A 22,325-nucleotide genomic window follows, 5' to 3' on the forward strand; every position below is an offset into this window, starting at 1 on the left:
ATGACAGGAGGAAAAACGATGAAACACCGCTATTTGCCAATGACTGAAGAAGACAGAAATGCCATGCTTAAAGCGATTGGAGCAGCGTCTGTAGAAGAGCTGTTTTCTGATATTCCAGAAAGTGTTCGTTTTAAAGGGGAATACAATATTAAGAACGCAAAAAGCGAATCTGCACTCTTAAAGGAATTAAGCAAGCTTGCTTTGAAAAATGCAGACAGTAAATCCAATGTTTCCTTTTTAGGTGCAGGTGTATATGATCATTACGCACCAGTAATTGTTGATCATGTCATTTCAAGATCAGAGTTCTACACAGCTTACACTCCATATCAGCCAGAAATCTCTCAAGGAGAACTACAGGCAATTTTTGAATTTCAGACAATGATTTGTGAATTAACAGGCATGGATGTTGCCAATTCCTCCATGTATGATGGTGCAACATCTTTAGCTGAGGCAGGCAGCTTAAGTGCAGGTGTAACAAAAAGAAAAAAAATTCTCATGTCTTGCTGTGTCCACCCTGAGGCAAAGGAAGTAGTGAAAACATACGCAAAGGGTCAATACATTGAAGTAATCGAGGTGCCGCATAAGGATGGTGTTACTGATACAGAAGCGTTGAAGCAGTATATGGGTGACGACGTTGCTGCTGTTATGGTGCAATATCCTAATTTCTTTGGCAGAATCGAACCGCTCAAGGAGCTGGAGGAAATTATTCATGCTCATAAGGCAATGTTTGTTGTTTCAAGCAATCCGCTTGCTCTTGGTGCTTTAACTCCACCAGGCGCATTTAAAGCAGATATTGTTGTTGGGGATGCTCAGCCTTTCGGTATACCAGCTGCATTTGGCGGACCGCATTGTGGCTATTTCGCTGTTACCTCTAAGCTAATGAGAAAGGTACCAGGCAGACTAGTAGGACAGACGGTTGATGAAAATGGTGCAGTTGGATTTGTTTTAACCCTTCAGGCACGGGAGCAGCATATCAGACGTGATAAAGCGACTTCTAATATTTGCTCCAACCAAGCATTAAATGCATTAGCTGCATCTGTAGCAATGACTGCATTAGGCAAAAATGGTGTGAAGGAAATGGCTTTGGCGAATATTCAAAAGGCATATTACGCTAAGCTGAAATTCAAAGCAGCTGGTTTTGACATACGCTTTGAGGGTCCATCCTTTAACGAATTTATAGTAGACTGCAAGTCACCGGTTTCTTCCATTAATAAGGCATTGTTGAAAAAAGGAATTATAGGTGGCTATGACCTCGGCAGAGATTATAAAGGATATGATAACTGTATGCTCGTTGCGGTGACAGAGCTGCGCACAAAAGAAGAAATAGACGAACTTGTCAAAGAATTGGAGGATTATCATGCATAAACATCAACCGCTCATTTTTGAAAACAGCACACCTGGACGAATTGGCTACAGTCTGCCTGAAATGGATATTCCAGAGCTTGATGTGAGTGAGCTTATTCCTGCTGATTATATCCGATCTGAACCCGCTAAGCTTCCAGAGGTATCTGAATTGGACATTATGCGTCATTACACAGCATTGTCCAAGAGAAATCATGGTTTAGATTCAGGTTTTTATCCACTCGGTTCCTGTACGATGAAATATAATCCAAAAATAAATGAAAATGTGGCTAGATTTAGCGGTTTTGCCCATATACATCCATTGCAGGACGAAAGCTCTGTACAGGGAGCTTTGGAGTTGATGTATGACCTTCAGCAGCATTTAATAGAAATTACAGGAATGGATGAAGTAACGCTGCAGCCTGCTGCAGGTGCACATGGAGAATGGACTGGATTAATGATGATCCGTGCCTTCCATGAAGCGAATGGAGATGTTAACAGGTCAAAGGTTATTGTTCCAGACTCTGCACATGGTACAAATCCAGCTTCTGCAACGGTAGCAGGATTTGAAACGATTACAGTCAAGTCAGATGAGAATGGTCTTGTGGATTTAGAAGATTTGCGCAGAGTGGTGGGGGAGGATACAGCTGCGTTAATGCTGACAAACCCGAACACACTTGGTCTTTTTGAAGAGAATATTTTGGAAATGGCTAAAATTGTCCATGATGCTGGCGGGAAATTATATTATGACGGTGCCAATCTAAATGCCGTTCTTTCCAAAGCAAGACCTGGCGATATGGGCTTTGATGTTGTCCATTTAAACCTCCATAAAACATTTACCGGCCCGCATGGAGGGGGTGGTCCTGGTTCAGGTCCAGTTGGAGTTAAGACCGATTTAATCCCGTATCTTCCAAAGCCGGTTATAACGAAGGTTGGAGAGGAATATGTATTTGATTATGACCGCCCGTTATCGATAGGCAGGGTGAAACCGTACTACGGAAACTTTGGAATTAATGTGCGTGCATACACGTATATTCGTTCAATGGGTCCAGATGGCTTGAGGGCAGTGACGGAAAATGCTGTTCTTAACGCGAATTATATGATGAGAAGATTAGCGGAATATTATGATTTACCTTTTGATAGACATTGTAAGCATGAATTTGTATTAAGCGGCAGACGTCAAAAGAAATTAGGTGTGCGCACATTGGATATTGCAAAAAGGCTGCTAGACTTTGGCTATCATCCACCGACAATCTACTTCCCGCTTAATGTAGAAGAGTGCATCATGATAGAGCCAACGGAAACAGAGTCGAAGGAAACGCTCGACCAATTTATTGATGCCATGATTCAAATAGCGAAGGAGGCAGAGGAAACACCAGAAATCGTGCAAGAGGCTCCACATACTACAGTAATCGGTCGTCTGGACGAAACGCTCGCTGCAAGAAAGCCAGTTCTTCGCTATATAAAAGCATAATAAACAGATGAGCCCATTGCCTTAGCAATGGGTTCATTAATGGTGTTTTTATATCAGAAACCACTAATATAGATGTTTTTTATTTCATACATGTGAAACTTATCAATCTTTAAGACCGTATAAATTTTTGAATAGAAGGGGAATTTCACAATTGAAAGGTAATAATGTAATCTTTAATCTTATCGGAGCTATAACTTGTTTTATTTTGTTTGTTATAGGAATGCTATTCTCAGAACAAATAGCCTTATTAATTTTAATTGGGATAATTGGATTGTCAGGTTTTTCGTATTTTACATTTAGAGTCGTATTAAGTATGCTGAAATCAAAAACAACCGATTAAATGAATGAAGGATTTTCTTGCATAATGCAGGACGCCTATTTTTATTAATCCTGTAATTAATAAAAAAGGACACTCATTAAAGTGTCCTTTCGTTCATTTATGAATTTTTTGTTTTCACTTTTCCAGACCATTTTTTGAAACCGCCTTGAAGTTGTGACAGCTGTCTGTAGCCTTTGCGGTGTAAAAATTGAGCCGCTCTTCCGCTTCTCATGCCATTTTGGCAATATAAGTAGACAGGCTTGTCTGAACGGATTTCCCCTTTGCGCATTTTTAATTGGGAAAGAGGAATATTTCTAGCTCCGAGAACGTGACCAGCACTGAATTCATTTGGTTCCCTAACATCAATCAGCTGGGCTTTTCTGTATCCTTGACGGAACTCCTCTTCTGAAATCGTCTTAACTATCTTGCGTTGATAGAGATATACGATTATAGAATAGATAGCAAAAATGGCTATCGCGATTAATAGAGTATAAACTGCTTGCAATCTTCATTTCTCCTTTCGAATACATGATGCTCTACTTCTATTATATAAGTGAAACCTTATAGTAGTAAAGCAATAGTTTATAGGGAATGCTGGCAAGTTTTTTTATATGCTTGTTCCTTTTCAAGCTTGTTCGTTTTTGTTAGACTTATTCACGAGTATATATACATATTTTAACGTAAAGAGGGTTCACGATGACGAAAGAAACATGGAGATTTATTGATACTGGAAACAGTTCCCCTTCTTTTAACATGGCATTGGATGAGGCACTTTTAGATTGGCATTCGACAGGGGATTTTCCGCCAGTCATTCGTTTTTATGGCTGGAATCCAGCGACATTATCGATTGGATATTTCCAAAAAGTAGAAAAAGAAATTGACATGGATGCTGTGAAGGAATTGAACCTAGGCTTTGTCAGAAGACCAACAGGCGGAAGGGGAGTGCTGCATGAGCATGAATTGACATATAGTGTCATTGTCTCAGAGGAGCATCCTGATATGCCGAAAACAGTGACCGAAGCTTATCGAGTCATTTCAGAAGGCATTCTGCAAGGTTTTCATTTGCTTGGTCTTGATGCTTATTTTTCTGTGCCGAAAACAGAGGAGCAAAAAGCGTCACTTAAAAACCCGCGGTCTGCTGTATGTTTTGATGCACCAAGCTGGTATGAACTAGTTGTCGAAGGCAGAAAAGTAGCCGGAAGTGCTCAAACAAGGCAAAAGGGAGTTATTTTGCAGCATGGGTCCATTCTGTTGGATTTAGATGAAGACAAGCTGTTTCGTCTTTTCAAATATTCAAATGACAGAATTAAGGAAAAAATGCAGGCTGCTTTCAAGGAAAAAGCTGTTGCAATCAATGCAATAACAGATAAGCAGATCACGATTGACATGGCGAAAAAAGCCTTTAAAGAGGGATTTGAACGTGGTCTTAATATTGAACTGCAGGAATATGAGCTAACCCAAGAGCAGCTTGCATATGTAGAAAAGCTTGCAAAAGAAAGATATGAAAATGATGAATGGAATTTCAGAAGATAATAAAGCGTACTGGATGGGGGAAATTCCCTGTCCTCTTTTTTATATTTTGGCAAACATTATAGATTATAGTCAGAAAAATAAAAGAGAGGGCGATTTGCCGACATGAAGCCATTTGTACCACAATTAGTTTATATAGAGCCGAAAGCATTGGACTATCCGCTCGGACGTGAATTAAAAGAAAAATTTGAGAAAATGGGTGTGGAAATAAGAGAAACGACCTCACACAATCAGGTCAGAGGAATTCCTGGTGACACAGAGCTCCAGCAATACAGGGTTGCAAAATCTACTCTTGTGGTCGGCATAAGAAAAACGTTGAAGTTTGATACCTCCAAACCTTCTGCAGAATATGCGATTCCTTTAGCAACTGGCTGTATGGGACATTGCCACTACTGTTATTTACAGACTACGCTAGGAAGTAAGCCGTATATACGAACGTACGTCAATTTGGAAGAAATCTTCGACCAGGCACAGAAATACATGGATGAAAGAGGCGAACAAATAACAAGATTTGAAGCAGCCTGTACGTCCGATATTGTCGGTCTTGATCATTTAACCCATTCCTTAAAAAAGACAATCGAATATTTCGGGAAATCTGACAAGGGTCGTCTCCGGTTTGTGACTAAATACCATCATGTCGATCATTTGCTTGATGCAGAGCATAATGGGCATACTCGATTCCGATTCAGTGTCAATTCTCGCTATGTTATTAAAAATTTCGAGCCTGGAACTTCTACCTTTGATGAACGGCTTGAAGCGGCAAGGAAGGTTGCTAATGCAGGCTATCCGCTCGGCTTTATTGTTGCACCAATCTACTTGCATGAAGATTGGAAGGAAGGATACTTCGAATTATTCCAAAGGCTGTCAGACAGCCTGCAAGGAGTTAATCTTTCTAATCTGACATTTGAATTGATTCAGCACCGCTTTACAAAACCAGCTAAAAGAGTAATAGCAAAAAGGTACCCGAAGACAAAGCTTGAGATGAATGAGGAAAAAAGAAAATATAAATGGGGCAGATACGGTATTGGAAAATACGTGTATCAAGATGACGAGGCGAAAGATTTGGAGAATACAATCAGAGGATATGTAGCACAGTTTTTCCCTGAAGCAGAGGTTGCTTATTTCACATAAAGTATATATATTGAAGGGCGCATAAACTTAGTTTATGCGCCCCATTTCATTAATAATAATATCCACCGTACGGATAACCAAAGCCTCCATATGGAGGATAGCCATATCCACCGTATATTGCAGGACCGAGAAGTGCTCCTGTTGCAAGTCCGCCAAGTACACCTAGCCCAAATCCTGCACCTCCGAATCCAGGTCTTCCATAACCAAAACCAGGTCTGCCAAATCCAATTGGTCTTCGCACATTATGATTCATGATGCTTACCTCCTGCATTTTCTAATCTGTTCATCATAATATATGTGCAGTAGTCTACCTGCGATTGGATGAACGTCCCGACTGTATAAAAATCAATGGTGTGATGTGGATTTATTAAATAAATGGCTTGCCTGCTGTACTAATTTTCTGATTTGAAGATTAAAGTGTATCAATGCTGCAATAAAAGGGGAGAAGGCATTATGCACATAGATGGCGTTTTTTCAGGAGGAGGCATAAAAGGTCTTGCCTTAATAGGGGCATATGAAGTGTTGGAGGAAAAGGGTTTTACATTTGAAAGAGTAGCAGGGACAAGTGCCGGTTCCATTGTAGCTGCTTTTGTGGCGGCTAAGTATACTGGTAAAGAAATAGCCGGGATGCTCGAGCAGCTTAACTTGTCCACATTATTGGATGAAAGAAAGCTTCTCATTCCTTTTCCTTTTGCGAAATGGCTGTTTTTGTATTGGCGACTTGGATTATATAAAGGCATTGCCTTAGAGAAATGGCTGGAGGAAAAGCTAGCAGATAAGGGAATCAGGACATTTTCAGACCTGCCGAAAGATTCCTTAAGAGTAATTGCTTCTGATATTACAAATGGAGTCATGCTAGTGCTTCCAGATGATCTGCCTAAATATGGGATAGACCCAGCTAGTTTCTCTGTAGCAAAAGCAATTAGAATGAGCTGCAGTTTGCCGTTCTTTTTTGAACCTGTAGCCCTTGGCACAAAGCAAAACAAAAGCATTATTGTGGATGGAGGAGTTCTCAGTAATTTTCCGATGTGGCTGTTTGATAAAGAGAATGTTAAGAAGATAAGACCAGTGATTGGGATAAGGCTTAGCCATAAGCAGTCAGAACACCCGAAACATATGATTAAGAACGCCTTTCATTTGTTTGGAGCGATGTTTGAGACAATGAAGGATGCACATGATTCCAGATATATTTCGAGAAAGCATGAAAAAAATATTATATTTATCCCGTCAGAAGGAGTCATGTCGACAGAGTTCACTTTAACGAAAGAAAAGCAAGGAGAAATAATCCAGTTTGGAAGGGATTATGCGAAGAAATTCCTGCGAACATGGACGTACTAATAAAAAAAAAAAATCGAGCCTGCCCATTGGAGTAGGGTCGATTTTTTTTCGGCACTTGGCTTATTTTGAAATTAGAAGCATGTATATTAGGCAAAAAGATGCAGGGATTTGCCTACTTTAAAACAGGTCAAAAGGTTGCCCGGTTTTTCTTTTTGCTCTTTTTTCCTTCGATAACAGTCAAGTGTGCACTGCTTGCGCTTCTTTTTTTGCCCTTGAAGGTTGCTGTTTTTGCTTGAGCACCTTGTTTAGGCAATAGTTTTCCTTTTGTGTGCTGTTGTCTTTTCTTTGATCTTTTTGCCGCTTTAACAAAAGCCTTTTGCTCTTTTCTTTCAGGGCTAGCTTTGTAAAATCGTCTAACAATAAACCAGATGAGTAGTCCAATAACAACTAATGAAAGTATGTTTTGCATAAACCCAACAGGATTGGAAACGACTGATGATACTAATCCTATTAAAGCTAATAAGCAGACAATCCCAATAACAAGAAAAGGAACTCGATTCTTCAAGAAAAGCCACCTCCCTAAAAGCATGATGAGCATTTTTTACAACTTTTAAACTTCTATTAAAAAAAGTTTATTCACATCATTTAAATTTGTTGCTTTAATGAAGCGCTAGACAAAAGATTTTTTTTAAAGCCTTATGTTCGTTTATATCCCCTGATTTTAACGGTGTTAATCCGCTGCAAGAATGGCTTTTTCCGATTCTTCTTCTCTGCGCTTTAATTCTTTAAAGGAATAGATGGCTACTTCCACCTGATCGTCAGTCGGCTCTTTTGTTGTTAAAAGCTGCAGCCAAAGACCTGGCAAGCCTAAATATTTCAATACAGGAATATTGCGCAGTTTATTGGTTAATTGAAGTACTTCAAACGAAATACCAAGGACAACTGGAATTAACGCAATCCTGCTTAATATCCGTTCTATAAAGGAGTCTGTTGGGAAAAGTAAATACAGAAACAGACCAACAAATACAGTGAACAATATAAAGCTGCTTCCACAACGATAATGGAGTCTTGACTGTGCTTGCACATTTTCTACCGTAATGTCTTTGCCATTTTCAAATGCATTTATAACCTTATGCTCAGCTCCGTGATATTGAAATACGCGTTTAATAAGAGGAGTCAGTGAAACAAAGTAAATATAACCAAGTAAAAGAAGCAGCTTAAAGAAGCTTTCAAGTAATATTTGAGCAACATGTCCGCTGATAACAGGCTTAAAAAATTCCGCTAAAAAGGCAGGCACTAATGTGAAGATGAATTTACCAAACAAGAAGGAAAGGATACCGATTGCTGCAACTCCTAAAATCATCGTCATTTTGGAGGGTTCTTTTTCTTCCAGCTGGATGTCTTCACTTGGGTCGACATCATAGCGGTCTGTTGAGAAGTTTAAATGCTTTGTCCCATTCCCGCTCGATTCAATAATAGCGACAATCCCTCTTATAAAGGGGATTTTTTTTAGTTTAGTCAACTTCGGATTGTGTTTTCTCGGCAAATGAAAATAATCAATGGATTGATCCTTCCGTCTTATTGCAGTCACGTAATGATTTTTGCCGCCAAACATGACGCCCTCCACTACTGCCTGTCCTCCGAATACTGGTTTTTGCTCATTTGACATGAATATTTACACCAACCTCAGGTTAAATTAGGGTGGAAAAGCAAATGATTAATTGTTTTCTCTCTGTTGGATGGATATGTTGTTCCATCACTATAATTCCCCTATTTACATATTACTAAAAATTTAGAGAAACAACTAGCCTAATGAATTTTAAGTAATTTATAGGTCTTGTTAACAGAGAAGAAAGATAAAATATTCATAGCGGGAGGCATACGGAAATGACAAAGGAAAAAGAAGCGGAAAATCAAAGTGGAATAGCAAAAGAGCCATCTATGCATTTCATTACACTTGTTATATGGACAGGGCTATTTGGGGGGATATTTTGGTCCTTCATGGGATTTCTCGCTTTTTATTTCAATATGACGGAAATAAGACCGAATGTCATATTGGAGCCGTGGGCAATCGGAAGCTGGAAAACTGGCTGGCTTGGAACTCTTATTAGTATTGGGGCAATCGGATTCTTTTCATTAATGGCAGCATTTGGGTATTATCTTTTACTTAGAAGATTTAAGTCCTTTTATATTGGCGCCGGTTTTGGAATAATGGTATTTGGCGTTGTATTCATCATCTTAAATCCTATTTTTCCGAGCATCAAGCCATTTATGCAGCTTAGTTTAAATACGATAATCACTTCTATATGCCTTTATGTCCTTTGGGGGGTATTTGTTGGCTATACGATTTCCTATGAAGAAAGTGAGATTAGAATGAAGGAACAAAAAGAAAACAAACGTGAGGCGAACATTTCGGGTAGTGAAGGATAATTAATCTATGATAGAATGTTCTACATGAGCATTCTTTTTTTAGCATTGCCAATGTTCAGAAGCTTTTACATAATTCTATCTTTTTAGTGGAATAAAATTTTAGTAAATAATTAGTATCGGGGAGAGAACCTTAATGGAGAAATTAACGAAATTACGGGAAGCTTTAGCAACTGCTGGTGTGGATGGCATTGTTATCGCCAGCAATTATAACCGCCGCTATATCAGTAACTTTACAGGTTCTGCTGGTGTGGTGTTAATCAGTGGAGAGGGAGCTAAATTCATTACAGACTTCCGCTATACAGAACAGGCTGCAAGTCAATGTGTTGGTTTTGACATTGTAAAGCACAGCGGTCCGATTCAAAAGGAAGTAGCAGAGCAGGCTGAAAAACTAGGAATCAAGAAGCTTGGTTTTGAACAGGATTATTTGACTTTTACGGAATACAGACTGTATGAAGCTGTATTCAAAGGCGAACTAGTTCCTGTTTCTGGTCTTGTGGAAAAGTTACGCTTGATTAAGAGTAGGGAAGAGATTAAGATATTAAAGGAAGCAGCGGAGATCGCAGATGCCGCTTTTGCCCATATCCTTGAGTTCATTAAGGTTGGGAAGACTGAACTGGAAGTATCGAATGAATTAGAGTTTTTTATGAGAAAAGCAGGTGCGGTATCATCGTCCTTTGACACGATTGTTGCTTCTGGAACTAGATCTGCATTGCCGCATGGTGTGGCATCAGAAAAGTTAATCGAAGCTGGCGACTTTGTGACAATGGATTTCGGGGCATATTATAAAGGATATGTGTCTGATATGACAAGAACAGTTGCCGTTGGCAAACCAGACGAAAAGCTAAAGGAAATATATGATATTGTCCTCCAAGCTCAGTTAAAAGGAATGGCAGGAATAAAACCGGGACTTACTGGTATTCAGGCTGATGCATTGACGCGCGATTACATAAGTGCACATGGATATGGTGAATATTTCGGCCACTCTACAGGTCATGGAATCGGTTTAGAGGTCCATGAAGGACCAGGGCTTTCTTCTAAATCGGAGACAGTTCTTGAGTCAGGCATGGTTGTAACGGTTGAACCAGGCATCTATATTCCAGGTCTGGGCGGGGTTCGCATTGAGGATGATACTATCATAACAGATGATCATAATGAAGCTTTAACCCATTCACCAAAAGAATTGATTATTTTATAGGATTAACAGGAGGATCATTTATGATTTCAGTAAACGATTTTAAAACAGGTTTAACAATTGAAGTGGATAACGGAATTTGGCGTGTATTGGATTTCCAACATGTTAAACCAGGAAAAGGCGCTGCATTCGTACGTTCTAAGTTAAAAAACCTTCGTACAGGAGCAGTTCAAGAAAAAACGTTCAGAGCAGGCGAAAAAGTTGCGAAAGCACAAATTGATAACCGTAAAATGCAATACTTGTATGCAAGCGGTGACCAACATGTGTTCATGGACCAAGAATCTTATGACCAAATTGAGCTTTCTGCAGATGCAATTGAATACGAATTGAAGTTCTTGAAAGAGAATATGGAAGTTTATATCATGATGTACCAAACAGAAACACTTGGTGTTGAGCTTCCAAATACAGTAGTGCTTGAAGTAACAGAAACAGAGCCTGGTATTAAAGGTGACACTGCTTCTGGCGGTACGAAGCCTGCGATTTTAGAAACTGGCCTTTCTGTGCAAGTTCCTTTCTTCATCAACCAAGGTGACAAATTGATTATCAATACAGCTGAAGCGAGCTATGTATCTCGCGCGTAATTTTAGTTTACGGTTTTTACCATTTGCGTTTCATGAATGGATGCTGTATTATATAAATATAATCGCTGCGTTGTACGTTATCGTATGAAGTTTCAACCTTTATCGTTAATTAGGGAGTTCTATATTAAAGAAGGATCAGCATGCCTTATGATTAGCTCATTAGGACATATGAAGAAATCTTTTGCGAACACCCACCTGGTGGAGCAGGTTTTGAAACTCCATACACCTAAGCGGCAAATGCGGCAAAAAAGAAGAGAACATTGTTCTCTTCTTTTTTTTTGTGGAAATCAACATACTTATGCAGTTAGCTTTCAGGTATGATAAGCCTTTGACCTGCATAAATTTGGTTAACATTTTGAATATTATTCGCTTCAGCAATAGCAGAAACCGAAACACCGTATCGCTGGCTTATTGCTGACAGTGTATCACCGGCTGCAATCGTATAAGATTTAGCAGGTGTGCTTGGAGTGCTTTGCTGGTTTTGGGTTTCATCTAAATAAGGAATTGGATTGACTGCATTTGATTTAGCGCTATTCCATCTTCCGCGATGAAGTTCAAAATGCAGATGCTGTCCTGTTGATTGGCCAGTGTTGCCCATGACACCAATAGTTTGTCCAGCTTTGACTCTTTCACCAACAGAAACCCTTCTTGAACCAGAACGCATGTGAGCATAAACAGTTTCCCAAACCTGCCCACCAACCTGATGGACAATCATGATGCACTCCCCATAGCTTGAGGAGACATAGGAGCGAGAAACAGTCCCATCTGCTGCAGCTACAATCGGGTTTGTGCCAGACTTCGCAAAGTCAACTCCAAAGTGCTTGTTAGAACCAGTAGTTCGGAAAGGGTTGCTGAGATTGGTAACAGATGTTGGTCGCCTAAACATGGAAATCACCTCCAAGATATGTTATGCACATAAGAGGAGGGAAGCTTGGACACATAATTTATAAAAAGAAAAAAGGCACAGCCTAAGGTTGCTGTACCTTTTGTATATGCCTAATTTCCAAAGTCATAGCCTTTCATATTAGCAATAATCTTTGAAATATCTGTATTATCAATGACTCCATGGAACCTTTCTGCACCTTTTCCAAAAGCAAATAAAGCAATCATATTACCTGTATGACCTCCCGTTGTTCTGCTAAACTGCTGTGTAGTGCCATCAAGTATGCCAGCATGATAATGGCTGGCAATGATTCTTCCTATTTCTCTGCCGACCTTTTGCTCCGGATAAATACTTCCATCCTGCTTTTTTATTCTTTCCTTAAATTGGGCCAGCTCTTCGTTTGTTAGCTTGATATTTGCGTATTTTTGAAACAGCTCCATAATACTTTCTGTTGTATAATCTTTTGTATTTGCAGCCCTCGTTAATTTTTGTGCCATTAATTCTGGTGTTATTTGAATGTTTTTTAATGCCTTTATGTCCATCGGCTCCGTTACTGAAATCCCCATTGTTTCATGATCTGCTACAACAATCACTAAAGTGTCCTTCCGTTTTTGCGCCCATTCCACACAGTATTTGACAGCTTCATCAAATTCAATTGTTTCTTTCCATATGCTCGGAATATCAGTTGAGTGGGCTGCGTGATCAATTCTTGCCCCTTCTATAACTGCAAAGAATCCATTATTACCTTTTGCAAGTGTATCGATCGTTTTTCCAGCCATTTCTGTCAATGTTGGCTCCGTGCTTTTTAGCTCCTTTCGATCTTGTTTAAAGGAAAGGTGCTTGCTCGCGAAAAGGCCTAGTATTTTGTCACCATTTGATGAGGCAAGCTCGTTGTCTGATGTGACAAACGTATATCCGCGATTTTTGTATTCTTCTATTAACTCCCTGTTTTTCCCGAAGTACATCGCTCCGCCGCCCATTATGACGTCAACATTGTTTTTTAATTGCTGTCTCGCAATTTCCTCCTGATCTGCCCATCTATCCTTAACGCTTGCTGTAAAGCTTGCTGGAGTGGCATCTGTCACACTATTAGTCGAAACAATTGCCGTCTTGTTTCCATTAGCCTTAAATACATCAAGGATACTTGGAGAGTCCTTGCCATCCTTTGTCATGCCAATCATGCCATTGTTTGTTTTTTTACCAATAGCGATGGCAGTTCCTCCTGCTGCAGAATCCGTCACATTATTATTTGCAGAGTACGTTTTGACAAGGGCGGTGTAGGGCAGTGTCTGCAAAAATAACCTGCCTTCTTTTCCATGCTCAAATAGACTCGCAATTTCCATTTGGCCAAGACCCATTCCGTCTCCAATCAGAAGAATGACATTTTTCGGTCCGTTTGCTGCTTTAGCAGCATAAGGCAAGCCTCCAAAAGCCATACAAATAGCGAGAAGCAGACAGATAGAGCGAACTAATTTTGTTTTCATTCTAAAAGACTCCTTTTTAAGTAAATGTTTCTTATAGCTTTTGGAATCTGCCAGCTTTTTAGTCGTATTTATAAAACTCCTTAAGAACGAGAACAGGCAGTCATAATATTGTTCTTCGTGCATACATTTTAATAAGTCGCATTGTAAGCCAGTGAATTTTGTTAGTTGGACAACCTTAAAAAAGGAGAAAAGCGCTGTGAACACATTCTATTCATTTTTGCCCAAAAAAATAGCTGATCAACTACTCACACTCTCTCCTGTTGAAAGAGAGCGAATAGAAGAAATCAGAATCCGTATTGGGAGGCCATTGGAAATATCTCTTCATGACGGTGTTCGATTTATCGATATGGAAATGACGAAGGAGGATGCCGTTCAGTTTCTTAATAAACTCAGTCATTACTCTGTTTATACAATGGATGAAGAGCTGAAGAGGGGCTATATCACCGTCGAAGGCGGCCACCGCGTTGGTCTTGCAGGTAAAGTTATCTTAGAGGAAAGTTCAGTCAAGGCGATTAGGGATATTGCTTCCTTTAATGTGCGAATAGCAAAGGAGAAAATTGGCTCTGCAGAACCATTCGCTCCGTTTCTCTATAACGGGGCAAAATGGCTGCATACGATGATTATTGGGCCGCCGCAAACAGGAAAAACAACGATATTACGAGATTTAGCGAGAATTGCTTCATCAGGAAATGCAAAGCACAAAATCCCAGCCCTTAAGGTCGGTATTGTCGACGAAAGGTCTGAAATAGCAGGCTGCTTGGATGGCATTCCTCAAATGACATTTGGAACACGGGTAGATGTTCTTGATTCCTGTCCAAAGGCAGAAGGAATGATGATGATGATCCGTTCTATGAGTCCCAATGTCCTTGTTGTCGATGAGGTTGGCCGCAAGGAGGATGGAGAGGCGATATTAGAAGCTGTAAATGCAGGTATTCAGCTGATTATGACTACACATGGCACTTCCTTTGAGGAAATTAAAAACAGACCAACACTTAAACCGATTATGGAATCGGGAATCTTTGAAAGATATGTAGAGCTGAATAGGGCAAATGGTCCTGGGACTGTTAGTGCTATTAGAAATGGTCATGGACAGATTTTAAGGGAAATGAAGGTGATGTAAATGATGAAGATAATTGGTGCAATCATCATTTTAGCCACCACAAGCCTTGGCGGAATAGAAATAGCAAAATCATTTAGTGAAAGACCGAAGCAGCTTAGGCAATTGAAATCGGCTCTGCAGTCTTTAGAAGCAGAAATTATGTACGGTCATACACCACTGCATGAAGCGGCCAGACGTTTATCGGAGCAGCTCCATCAGCCCTTAAGCACTTTTTTTGAAAATTTTTCGCAAAAGCTTATGACAGAAGAAACAACGGTAAGGGATGCTTGGACAACCTGTCTTGATGACATTTGGAAAAGGACGGCAATGAAAAAGCCTGAATTGGAAATTATGAAGCAGTTCGGTGAAACACTCGGCAGACATGACAGGGCTTCCCAGCAAAAACAGATTATGCTGACATTAACGCATATTGAAAGAGAAGAGCAAGAGGCAAGAGACCATCAATTGAGATATGAAAAAATGTTTAAAAGCTTAGGCGTGCTTTCAGGGCTATTGATTGTCATTTTATTGATGTAGGTTTAGGAGGAGACATAATGGGTTTAGAGGTGGATATTATCTTCAAGATAGCTGGTGTCGGCATTGTTGTAGCATTTTTGCACACGATACTAGACCAGGTTGGAAAAAAAGAGTATGCACAGTGGGTAACATTATTTGGCTTTATCTATATTTTATTTATGGTCGCCAACATCGTAGATGACTTATTCCAAAAAATCAAGTCGGTTTTCTTATTTCAGGGATAAAGGGGGATACGATCATTGAGATTCTTCAAATAGTCGGAATTGCCCTTATTTCGACCTTTTTAGCCTTAATCATAAAAGAGCAAAAACCCAATATCGCCTTTTTGCTTGTTGTTTTTGTCGGGTGTGTCATTTTTCTTTTTCTCGTTGATCAAATTGCTTCCATCATTGAAATGGTGGAAAGAATCGCTCTTAATGCGAAAGTGAATACCGTTTATGTAGAAACAATCTTAAAGATTATCGGAATTGCTTATATTGCTGAATTTGCTGTTCAAATAACAAAGGATGCTGGACAAGGTGCAATAGCATCCAAAATTGAATTGGCAGGGAAAATTTTAATCCTGGCAATGGCTGTGCCAATCCTAACAGTCCTTGTAGAAACAATCATTAATATGATTCCGAATTAATGTAAGATGTTTAATCTTGAGGTGAACTAATGAAAACGAAACTAAAAATTGTACTATTATTCCTATTCACATTCTTTTTATTCATTAATCCAGTTGTACAAGCAGAATCTCCTCAAGAAGATACAGAAGAAGCAGCAACTAGTCAGGCATTTAGCCCGGAAGAGGTCGTTCAATCCCAAATAGACAGTCTTGATTTAACAGAGCTGAAAGGCTTTTGGGAAAGCATTACGAGTGAGTATGGAGGCTATCTGCCAGAGATTCAGAAGGGAAGTCTCTATGACTTTATCAAAGGTGAGAAGGATTTTGACTTCAGTATGTTTTTTTCTGGCTTAACGAAGTTTATCTTTCATGAAATTGTCGTGAATGGCAAGCTGCTCGGATCGCTCATTCTCTTGACTGTTTTCAGCATGCTGCTACAGATGCTGCAAAACTCCTTTGAAAACAGCTCCATTAGTAAGGTAGCCTATTCCATTGTGTTTATGGTTTTGATTATTTTAGCACTGAACAGCTTTCACGTCGCGATTACCTATGCCAATGAGGCGATCACCACCATGACAAGCTTCATTTTGGCGCTTGTGCCGCTGCTCCTTGCATTGATGGCAGCATCAGGAGGTGCGATATCGGCAGCGTTTTTCCATCCCGTTATTCTGTTCCTAATGAATACAAGCGGGATGCTGATTTCCTACGTCGTATTACCATTATTGTTTTTGTCCACATTGCTGCATATTGTCAGCAGTTTATCAAGTCAGTATAAGGTGACACAGCTAGGTAATTTGCTTCGCAATATCAGCATTGGCATCCTTGGCATTTTTTTGACAATTTTCTTAGGTGTCTTATCTGTCCAAGGTATATCGACTGCTGTTACAGATGGAATTACATTGCGTACAGCTAAATTCGTAGCAGGAAATTTTATCCCAGTAATAGGCAGGATGTTCACAGATACAGCTGATACCGTTATTAGTGCCTCACTTTTGCTGAAAAACACGGTCGGGATTGCCGGTGTTGCCATTCTTTTAATAATTGTTGCTTTTCCGGCATTAAAAATTTTAGTAATCTCGATTATTTATAAATTTGCGGCAGCTTTGCTTCAGCCGCTTGGAGGCGGCCCTGTCATCAACTGTTTAGACATTATCAGCAAAAGCGTCCTATATGTTTTTGCAGCCTTGGCTATCGTTTCCCTCATGTTCTTTTTAAGTCTTACCGTTATCATCGCCGCAAGCAATGTGACGATGATGATGAAATAAGGTAGGTGATTAATATGAGCTATATAACAGAATGGGTTACTAATATCATTCTATTTGTTTTGCTGGCTACAGTAATTGATATGCTGCTGCCGAATTCTACGTTTCAAAAATACGCAAAGCTCGTTTGTGGTCTTTTGCTGATCACCGTTATCCTGACACCAGTGTTTAAGCTTGTTTCAGGTGATTTTGAAAAAGTGCTTGAGGCGGCTACTACCAATCTTCCAGAAGAAAAAAATATAGAAAATTCGATAGAATCGCAAAAAAAAGAAATACAAGCATCACTTGATGAATATACATTAGAAAAAATGGCTGTCCAACTGAAGGAGGATGCCAACAAGGAGTTGATAGCAGATTACGGTGTCGAAATAGATTCCATTAAACTATCGTTAAATGATCAATCAAAAGAAAGCTTTCCAGACAATTTAGACAGACTTGTCCTAGTCCTGAAGGAGGCGGATGAGGAGTCACAAGGGGCAGTGGAAGCAGTCAGTCCTGTATCCATTGATACACAGCAACCCCTTCCAGAAAGCAGTGACAAAGAACAAGTGGATACAGCTAATATTGTTTCATTTCTATCAGGTAAATGGGATGTGCCAGAAGGTGACATCGCCATACTAGCTAAAGGAGGGGAGTAGTGCAGACATGGAAAAAGACAATGACAAGGATAAGGATAAGACCAAGGACAAGGACAATTCACAGGGGCCGATCACTTTTCTGAAAAAAATGCTGTCTGGCAACAACAACAAAAAGCAGGGGAAGGCCCAGTATTTAATTATTGTTGTATTGTTCGGGGCTGCCATAATGCTTTTAAGCAATATGTTCTTTAAAGATGGTAACGCAGATGTCTCGGCATTCAGTCAAAACGAGACAGCAAGCACAGACCAGGCAGAAGAGGTATTTGGTCAAAAATCCGGAAAGTCAACAGACATTACTGATTACGAAAAACTCTACACAGAACAGATAAAAGAGGCGATCAACGCAATGGCTGGCGTGAAGGACGCAGTTGTTTATGTCAATATTGATGGCTCTGAGACGAAGGTGTATGAGAAGAATAAGACCAATTCAAGCCAGACAACACAAGAAGAGGATCCTCAGGGTGGAAAACGAACTGTTGAAGAGAACTCCTCAGAAGAGAGTTTGGTAACAGTGCCAAATGGAGATAAGCAAGTTCCGATTGTGGTGGAAACGAAGAAGCCGACAATTAGAGGTGTTCTTGTCATTGCAAAAGGAGCTGAAAATATAAAAGTGAAAAGCATGATAGTCGAGGCAGTTACAAGGGCATTAGATGTCCCAAGCCACCGGGTATCTGTTCAAGCAAAACAAAATTAAGGGGGATTCATAAATGTTATTAAAAAAGCAAACGGTATGGTTATTGACAATGTTAAGCTTAGTGGTTGTATTGACAGTGTATTACACAACTTCACCAGAACAGACAAATGAATTTGCGGCAACAGAAGATGCAGCGAAGGAAAATACGGCAAAGGAAAAAGCTACTGAAAATGCTAAAGGAGAGCAAGCGGCAGAAGATGGTAGCTCTGTATCAACAATCGCCTCAGATGAAGTATTTGAAGAAATGAGATTACAGTTGGATGAACAGCGCAGTAAGGAAGAAGAGCAGCTGACTGAAACAATGTCAGAAGCAAAGACAGCTGAGGAAAAAAGCGCGGCTCAAGACAAAATTGAGGAGCTGCAAAAGCTGTCTGATAATGAAAAAATGATGGAAACACTTATTAAAGCGGAAAATTATGATGATGTTCTTGTCCGTGCTGTTGATGGAAAAGTGAATGTGACTGTAAAAGCTGGTGAGCTATCTGCTGAAGCAGCTAATGATATCGTCCAATTAGTTAGAGAAAACTTAAATCAGCCAAATGCCTTTGTTGCAGTAAAAATCGATCCAAAATAAGATAAAAGGCAAAAAGGAAAGACAGCTTTCCTTTTTGCCTTTTTTTAGATTTGTCAGAAGAAAAAAGGATGTGAATAGTTATTTTCTGCAGAAAATGGTATGATAATTTAGCAGAAGGAATAAAAATCTGCAAGAAAAATGATACTGAATGATAGAAGTGGTTGAACTATTAGAAGGTCTTATCGTATGATATTAGTATCTAGTCATAAAGAATTGTAATGAAGGAGTGCAAAAGCATGTTAAAAATAGAAGAAATCAAGGATCTGATTAACCTTATCAACGATTCAAACATTAGCGACTTCGTATATGAAAATGAAGGAGCAAAAGTAGAAATCAAAAAAAATCGTCCTGAAGTTCAAGCAATCGCAGCTGTAAGTGCACCTGCACAGCAAGTTCAAGCAGTTCAGCCGCAAGCAGCACCAGTAGTCCAAGAAGAAGTGGCTCAAGCTCCTGCGGTAAGCTCAAATGAGAACTTACATAAAGTAACTTCGCCGATGGTAGGAACTTTCTATCAATCTGCAACACCTGATGCACCTGCATATGTGTCTGTTGGAGATAAAGTGTCAAAAGATACAGTAGTATGTATTGTAGAGGCAATGAAGCTATTCAACGAAATCACTGCAGAGGTTGAAGGGGAGATTGTTGAAATTCTTGTTAAAGACGGCGAGCTAGTAGAATACGGTGAACCTTTATTTTTAGTGAAGGCTCTGTAAAGAGAGGGTTTAACATATGATTAAGAAGCTATTAATCGCAAACAGAGGAGAAATAGCGGTACGGATTATCAGAGCGTGCCGTGAAATGAATATTGAAACGGTAGCAGTATTTTCAGAGGCGGACAGAGAAGCCCTTCATGTTCAGCTCGCAGATGAAGCTATTTGCATCGGGCCGACTTCCTCTAAGGAAAGCTACTTGAACTTTACAAATATTATCAGTGCAGCAATGCTGACTGGCAGTGATGCAATCCATCCTGGATATGGATTCTTGGCAGAAAATGCCGACTTCGCAGAGCTTTGCCGTGATTGCAACATTACCTTCGTGGGACCAAGTCCAGAAGCTATTAATAAAATGGGAACAAAAGACGTTGCGAGAGAAACAATGCGCGAAGCTGGTGTTCCGATTGTGCCAGGATCTCAAGGCATCATTAAAGATGTTGAGGAAGGCATCAGTCTTGCAGAGGAAATTGGCTATCCTGTTATCATTAAAGCAACTGCAGGCGGAGGCGGTAAAGGTATCCGTGTTGCGAGAACAGAAGAAGAGCTTATCAATGGAATTAATATCACTCAACAGGAAGCTTTAACAGCTTTCGGTAATGCTGGTGTTTATTTAGAGAAGTTCATTGAAGATTTCCGTCATGTTGAACTGCAAGTACTTGCAGATAACTACGGCCAAGTAATTCATTTAGGTGAAAGAGACTGTTCTATCCAAAGAAGATTGCAAAAGCTTTTGGAAGAGACGCCTTCTCCAGTATTGACAGAGGAAATTCGTGAAAGAATGGGTGCAGCTGCAGTTAAGGCAGCAGAAGCTGTGAAATACAGCGGTGCAGGCACGGTTGAATTTATTTACGATTACCAAAATCAACAGTTCTACTTCATGGAAATGAACACGCGTATTCAAGTAGAGCACCCTGTTACAGAAATGGTCACAGGTATTGATTTAATAAAAGAGCAAATACTAGTAGCATCTGGAAAACCATTGGCTGTAACACAAAAGGATGTTGAATTTAATGGATGGGCGATTGAATGCCGTATCAATGCTGAAAATCCTGCGAAGAACTTCATGCCATCAGCTGGAAAAATCAATATGTATCTTCCGCCAGGCGGTTTAGGTGTTCGTGTTGATTCAGCAGCATATCCAGGCTACACAATCCCGCCATACTATGACAGTATGATCGCGAAGGTGATTACATATGGCGCGACAAGAAATGAAGCAATCGCACGTATGAAGCGCGCACTTAGTGAATTCGTTATTGAAGGCGTGCATACAACAATTCCGTTTCACTTGAAACTCCTTAATCATGAAAAATTTGTGGAAGGAAACTTCAACACAAAGTTTTTAGAGATGTATGATTTGATGAAATCTGAAGATTAAAGGGAGGAACCAAAATGAGCGAATCAACTATTTTAGATATGAACCAGGAATACACTGGCTTGGGGAAAGTGGAAATTGCTCCTGAAGTCATCGAAGTAATCGCTGGGATTGCAGCATCTGAAGTGGAGGGTGTAGCCCAAATGAGAGGAAACTTTGCTTCTGGAGTTGTGGAAAAGCTGGGTAAAAAGCTGCACAACAAAGGAGTTAAAGTGGAGCTCGCTGAAGATGGCATAAAGGTGGATGTCTACTGTGTAATGAACTTTGGCATTTCCATCCCGCAAGTCGCACAGCAAATACAAGATAATATTCGCCAAACACTGCTCAATATGACAGCGTTAGTGGCAGAAGAAATTAATATACATGTGGTTGGCGTTCAGTTTGAGAATGCTAAACAAGACACAGAAACACAGCAAGAGATGTAAATAAATAAGCTGCTTTGAGGATATGCTTAACTTTTTCTACATATAGCGTTCCAAGCTATGTGTAGAAAAAGCTGCAATGGCTCTTGGCAGCTTTTTTAGTGCGAAAAGTCTCCAAAAGTGGAAAGGCGAATAGAAGTTTCTGTCTATATATGCTATTATCTTTTTAGCATGTTAAGATGGTAATATGGAAATGGCCGTATGACATAAGAATAAAGAGTCCAAAACATGGATTCTTGAAAAGAATAATGGACAAGCATGTTTTAATCATGCAAGTGTTTAAAGGAGCATAAAGGAAATGAAAAGAAGAACGGCAAGGGAAAAGGCGCTCCAAGCGTTATTTCAAATTGACCTAAGTGAAATAGACAAGAATGAAGCGATCATCCATGCACTTGATGGCGAAAAACCAGATGTATATCTGTCTGCACTTGTTAATGGAGTGCTAGACCACCAAGTATCAATTGATGAGAATATAAGCAAGCATTTGGAAAATTGGACAATCGACAGAATTGCCAATGTTGACAGAAATCTTTTAAGAATTGCTGTTTATGAACTAGTATATGGTTCAGAAGAAGTGCCGGCAAATGTTGTCATTGATGAAGCGGTAGAAATTGCAAAAGCATATGGTGACGACAAGTCCAGCAAGTTTGTTAATGGACTGCTTTCTAAAATCAAAAACAGTTTGTAAAGCTTATGAAGCGGGAAATAGAAAGAATCGTTGACAAATAGAGATACGCGTAAAACAAAAAGGGAAAGCAGAACAC

26 protein-coding genes, 1 other RNA gene and 1 pseudogene are annotated in these 22,325 nt (G+C 39.8%); 21 read left to right on the forward strand and 7 right to left on the reverse strand.

Annotated features, from left to right (window positions below; translation table 11 throughout):
• The first annotated feature begins 18 nt into the window (after positions 1-18).
• Together gcvPA and gcvPB are read left to right on the forward strand one after the other, a co-directional pair.
• Positions 19-1,365 carry an aminomethyl-transferring glycine dehydrogenase subunit GcvPA gene (gcvPA, locus tag EM808_RS07045; protein ID WP_127737475.1) on the forward strand — a complete coding sequence of 449 codons (1,347 nt, stop codon included), beginning with the start codon at positions 19-21 and terminating at the stop codon, positions 1,363-1,365.
• Positions 1,358-2,815: an aminomethyl-transferring glycine dehydrogenase subunit GcvPB gene (gcvPB, locus tag EM808_RS07050; RefSeq protein WP_127737476.1), complete on the forward strand. Its 1,458-nt coding sequence runs from the start codon at positions 1,358-1,360 to the stop codon at positions 2,813-2,815. Before gcvPA ends, gcvPB begins: the two co-directional genes overlap by 8 nt.
• A 437-nt stretch (positions 2,816-3,252) precedes the next feature.
• On the opposite strand, the gene EM808_RS07060 is transcribed toward gcvPB, so the two are convergent.
• A complete protein-coding gene (locus tag EM808_RS07060; protein WP_127737478.1) occupies positions 3,253-3,639 on the reverse strand; it encodes a rhodanese-like domain-containing protein in 387 nt (128 codons plus the stop codon).
• 191 nt (positions 3,640-3,830) lie between these two features.
• Between EM808_RS07060 and EM808_RS07065 the strand changes: the two genes are divergently transcribed.
• Together EM808_RS07065 and splB are read left to right on the forward strand one after the other, a co-directional pair.
• Complete coding sequence (locus EM808_RS07065) at positions 3,831-4,667, forward strand: lipoate--protein ligase family protein (protein WP_127737479.1); 837 nt, start codon at positions 3,831-3,833, stop codon at positions 4,665-4,667.
• 102 nt (positions 4,668-4,769) lie between these two features.
• Positions 4,770-5,795, forward strand: coding sequence for a spore photoproduct lyase (gene splB / locus EM808_RS07070; RefSeq protein ID WP_127737480.1), 1,026 nt, complete (start codon positions 4,770-4,772; stop codon positions 5,793-5,795).
• A 49-nt stretch (positions 5,796-5,844) separates the two neighbouring features.
• Here the strand turns inward: splB and EM808_RS07075 are convergent, their stop codons facing one another.
• Positions 5,845-6,048: a spore coat protein gene (locus EM808_RS07075; protein WP_225314673.1), complete on the reverse strand. Its 204-nt coding sequence runs from the start codon at positions 6,046-6,048 to the stop codon at positions 5,845-5,847.
• Positions 6,049-6,248: 200 nt separating this feature from the next.
• On the opposite strand from EM808_RS07075, the gene EM808_RS07080 reads away from it, so the two are divergent.
• On the forward strand, positions 6,249-7,133 hold the full coding sequence (locus tag EM808_RS07080; RefSeq protein WP_127737482.1) for a patatin-like phospholipase family protein: 885 nt from the start codon (positions 6,249-6,251) through the stop codon (positions 7,131-7,133).
• 127 nt (positions 7,134-7,260) lie between these two features.
• Here the strand turns inward: EM808_RS07080 and EM808_RS07085 are convergent, their stop codons facing one another.
• Together EM808_RS07085 and EM808_RS07090 are read right to left on the reverse strand one after the other, a co-directional pair.
• Complete coding sequence (locus EM808_RS07085) at positions 7,261-7,638, reverse strand: SA1362 family protein (RefSeq protein WP_127737483.1); 378 nt, start codon at positions 7,636-7,638, stop codon at positions 7,261-7,263.
• Positions 7,639-7,803: 165 nt separating this feature from the next.
• On the reverse strand, positions 7,804-8,742 hold the full coding sequence (locus EM808_RS07090) for a DUF1385 domain-containing protein (RefSeq protein ID WP_127737484.1): 939 nt from the start codon (positions 8,740-8,742) through the stop codon (positions 7,804-7,806).
• 218 nt (positions 8,743-8,960) lie between these two features.
• Here EM808_RS07090 and EM808_RS07095 point away from each other — a divergent pair, with 218 nt between their 5' ends.
• The 4 genes from EM808_RS07095 to ssrS all read left to right on the forward strand — a co-directional run bounded on the left by EM808_RS07095 (position 8,961) and on the right by ssrS (position 11,526).
• Positions 8,961-9,503 (forward strand): YqhR family membrane protein, encoded by a 543-nt coding sequence (locus EM808_RS07095; RefSeq protein WP_127737485.1) that lies wholly within the window; start codon positions 8,961-8,963, stop codon positions 9,501-9,503.
• 133 nt (positions 9,504-9,636) lie between these two features.
• Positions 9,637-10,698, forward strand: a complete 1,062-nt coding sequence (locus EM808_RS07100; protein WP_127737486.1) for a M24 family metallopeptidase — start codon at positions 9,637-9,639, stop codon at positions 10,696-10,698.
• 20 nt (positions 10,699-10,718) lie between these two features.
• Complete coding sequence (efp, locus tag EM808_RS07105) at positions 10,719-11,276, forward strand: elongation factor P (RefSeq protein ID WP_127737487.1); 558 nt, start codon at positions 10,719-10,721, stop codon at positions 11,274-11,276.
• 59 nt (positions 11,277-11,335) lie between these two features.
• A non-coding RNA gene (ssrS, locus tag EM808_RS07110) (6S RNA) lies at positions 11,336-11,526 on the forward strand.
• A gap of 54 nt (positions 11,527-11,580) precedes the next feature.
• On the opposite strand, the gene EM808_RS29960 is transcribed toward ssrS, so the two are convergent.
• From EM808_RS29960 to EM808_RS07120, 3 genes and pseudogenes are all read right to left on the reverse strand, one after another.
• The gene (locus EM808_RS29960) at positions 11,581-11,715 is read right to left on the reverse strand and encodes a LysM peptidoglycan-binding domain-containing protein (protein ID WP_328169781.1); all 135 of its coding nucleotides are present in this window, start codon (positions 11,713-11,715) and stop codon (positions 11,581-11,583) included.
• Positions 11,716-11,742: 27 nt separating this feature from the next.
• Positions 11,743-12,168: pseudogene (locus EM808_RS07115) on the reverse strand (M23 family metallopeptidase); the annotation flags it as partial.
• 104 nt (positions 12,169-12,272) lie between these two features.
• The gene (locus EM808_RS07120; protein ID WP_127737489.1) at positions 12,273-13,643 is read right to left on the reverse strand and encodes an alkaline phosphatase; all 1,371 of its coding nucleotides are present in this window, start codon (positions 13,641-13,643) and stop codon (positions 12,273-12,275) included.
• Between the two features lie 196 nt (positions 13,644-13,839).
• On the opposite strand from EM808_RS07120, the gene spoIIIAA reads away from it, so the two are divergent.
• The 12 genes from spoIIIAA (at position 13,840) to nusB (ending at position 22,249) form a co-directional block, all read left to right on the forward strand.
• Complete coding sequence (gene spoIIIAA / locus EM808_RS07125; protein ID WP_127737490.1) at positions 13,840-14,763, forward strand: stage III sporulation protein AA; 924 nt, start codon at positions 13,840-13,842, stop codon at positions 14,761-14,763.
• Entirely contained in the window at positions 14,764-15,279 is a 516-nt protein-coding gene (gene spoIIIAB / locus EM808_RS07130; protein ID WP_127737491.1) for a stage III sporulation protein SpoIIIAB, read from the forward strand.
• Between the two features lie 17 nt (positions 15,280-15,296).
• Complete coding sequence (gene spoIIIAC, locus EM808_RS07135) at positions 15,297-15,503, forward strand: stage III sporulation protein AC (protein ID WP_127737492.1); 207 nt, start codon at positions 15,297-15,299, stop codon at positions 15,501-15,503.
• Between the two features lie 11 nt (positions 15,504-15,514).
• Entirely contained in the window at positions 15,515-15,907 is a 393-nt protein-coding gene (gene spoIIIAD / locus EM808_RS07140; RefSeq protein ID WP_182103747.1) for a stage III sporulation protein AD, read from the forward strand.
• Between the two features lie 29 nt (positions 15,908-15,936).
• Positions 15,937-17,151 (forward strand): stage III sporulation protein AE, encoded by a 1,215-nt coding sequence (spoIIIAE, locus tag EM808_RS07145; RefSeq protein WP_127737494.1) that lies wholly within the window; start codon positions 15,937-15,939, stop codon positions 17,149-17,151.
• 14 nt (positions 17,152-17,165) lie between these two features.
• On the forward strand, positions 17,166-17,786 hold the full coding sequence (spoIIIAF, locus tag EM808_RS07150; RefSeq protein ID WP_127737495.1) for a stage III sporulation protein AF: 621 nt from the start codon (positions 17,166-17,168) through the stop codon (positions 17,784-17,786).
• A gap of 7 nt (positions 17,787-17,793) precedes the next feature.
• The gene (gene spoIIIAG, locus EM808_RS07155) at positions 17,794-18,480 is read left to right on the forward strand and encodes a stage III sporulation protein AG (RefSeq protein ID WP_127737496.1); all 687 of its coding nucleotides are present in this window, start codon (positions 17,794-17,796) and stop codon (positions 18,478-18,480) included.
• Positions 18,481-18,493: 13 nt separating this feature from the next.
• Positions 18,494-19,054, forward strand: a complete 561-nt coding sequence (locus EM808_RS07160) for a SpoIIIAH-like family protein (RefSeq protein WP_127737497.1) — start codon at positions 18,494-18,496, stop codon at positions 19,052-19,054.
• A 236-nt stretch (positions 19,055-19,290) separates the two neighbouring features.
• On the forward strand, positions 19,291-19,767 hold the full coding sequence (gene accB, locus EM808_RS07165) for an acetyl-CoA carboxylase biotin carboxyl carrier protein (RefSeq protein WP_127737498.1): 477 nt from the start codon (positions 19,291-19,293) through the stop codon (positions 19,765-19,767).
• 16 nt (positions 19,768-19,783) lie between these two features.
• Positions 19,784-21,142, forward strand: coding sequence for an acetyl-CoA carboxylase biotin carboxylase subunit (accC, locus tag EM808_RS07170; protein WP_127737499.1), 1,359 nt, complete (start codon positions 19,784-19,786; stop codon positions 21,140-21,142).
• A 14-nt stretch (positions 21,143-21,156) separates the two neighbouring features.
• The gene (locus EM808_RS07175; RefSeq protein ID WP_127737500.1) at positions 21,157-21,564 is read left to right on the forward strand and encodes an Asp23/Gls24 family envelope stress response protein; all 408 of its coding nucleotides are present in this window, start codon (positions 21,157-21,159) and stop codon (positions 21,562-21,564) included.
• Positions 21,565-21,859: 295 nt separating this feature from the next.
• Entirely contained in the window at positions 21,860-22,249 is a 390-nt protein-coding gene (gene nusB / locus EM808_RS07180; RefSeq protein WP_127737501.1) for a transcription antitermination factor NusB, read from the forward strand.
• The last annotated feature ends 76 nt before the right edge of the window (positions 22,250-22,325 follow it).

The organism is Niallia taxi (genome assembly GCF_004005475.1).
Lineage (GTDB): Bacteria > Bacillota > Bacilli > Bacillales > Cytobacillaceae > Niallia > Niallia taxi.

What these genes read in the sequence shown, in the direction of transcription:
- accC (WP_127737499.1), top strand. Translation starts at nt 19,784, where the DNA reads ATGATTAAGAAGCTATTAATCGCAAACAGAGGAGAAATAGCGGTACGG.
- EM808_RS07120 (WP_127737489.1), bottom strand. Translation starts at nt 13,643, where the DNA reads ATGAAAACAAAATTAGTTCGCTCTATCTGTCTGCTTCTCGCTATTTGT.
- nusB (WP_127737501.1), top strand. Translation starts at nt 21,860, where the DNA reads ATGAAAAGAAGAACGGCAAGGGAAAAGGCGCTCCAAGCGTTATTTCAA.
- EM808_RS07075 (WP_225314673.1), bottom strand. Translation starts at nt 6,048, where the DNA reads ATGAATCATAATGTGCGAAGACCAATTGGATTTGGCAGACCTGGTTTT.
- spoIIIAB (WP_127737491.1), top strand. Translation starts at nt 14,764, where the DNA reads ATGATGAAGATAATTGGTGCAATCATCATTTTAGCCACCACAAGCCTT.
- EM808_RS07090 (WP_127737484.1), bottom strand. Translation starts at nt 8,742, where the DNA reads ATGTCAAATGAGCAAAAACCAGTATTCGGAGGACAGGCAGTAGTGGAG.
- EM808_RS07175 (WP_127737500.1), top strand. Translation starts at nt 21,157, where the DNA reads ATGAGCGAATCAACTATTTTAGATATGAACCAGGAATACACTGGCTTG.
- EM808_RS07095 (WP_127737485.1), top strand. Translation starts at nt 8,961, where the DNA reads ATGACAAAGGAAAAAGAAGCGGAAAATCAAAGTGGAATAGCAAAAGAG.
- spoIIIAC (WP_127737492.1), top strand. Translation starts at nt 15,297, where the DNA reads ATGGGTTTAGAGGTGGATATTATCTTCAAGATAGCTGGTGTCGGCATT.
- gcvPA (WP_127737475.1), top strand. Translation starts at nt 19, where the DNA reads ATGAAACACCGCTATTTGCCAATGACTGAAGAAGACAGAAATGCCATG.
- spoIIIAF (WP_127737495.1), top strand. Translation starts at nt 17,166, where the DNA reads ATGAGCTATATAACAGAATGGGTTACTAATATCATTCTATTTGTTTTG.
- accB (WP_127737498.1), top strand. Translation starts at nt 19,291, where the DNA reads ATGTTAAAAATAGAAGAAATCAAGGATCTGATTAACCTTATCAACGAT.
- spoIIIAE (WP_127737494.1), top strand. Translation starts at nt 15,937, where the DNA reads ATGAAAACGAAACTAAAAATTGTACTATTATTCCTATTCACATTCTTT.
- efp (WP_127737487.1), top strand. Translation starts at nt 10,719, where the DNA reads ATGATTTCAGTAAACGATTTTAAAACAGGTTTAACAATTGAAGTGGAT.
- EM808_RS07080 (WP_127737482.1), top strand. Translation starts at nt 6,249, where the DNA reads ATGCACATAGATGGCGTTTTTTCAGGAGGAGGCATAAAAGGTCTTGCC.
- splB (WP_127737480.1), top strand. Translation starts at nt 4,770, where the DNA reads ATGAAGCCATTTGTACCACAATTAGTTTATATAGAGCCGAAAGCATTG.
- gcvPB (WP_127737476.1), top strand. Translation starts at nt 1,358, where the DNA reads ATGCATAAACATCAACCGCTCATTTTTGAAAACAGCACACCTGGACGA.
- EM808_RS07100 (WP_127737486.1), top strand. Translation starts at nt 9,637, where the DNA reads ATGGAGAAATTAACGAAATTACGGGAAGCTTTAGCAACTGCTGGTGTG.
- EM808_RS07065 (WP_127737479.1), top strand. Translation starts at nt 3,831, where the DNA reads ATGACGAAAGAAACATGGAGATTTATTGATACTGGAAACAGTTCCCCT.
- EM808_RS07160 (WP_127737497.1), top strand. Translation starts at nt 18,494, where the DNA reads ATGTTATTAAAAAAGCAAACGGTATGGTTATTGACAATGTTAAGCTTA.
- spoIIIAG (WP_127737496.1), top strand. Translation starts at nt 17,794, where the DNA reads ATGGAAAAAGACAATGACAAGGATAAGGATAAGACCAAGGACAAGGAC.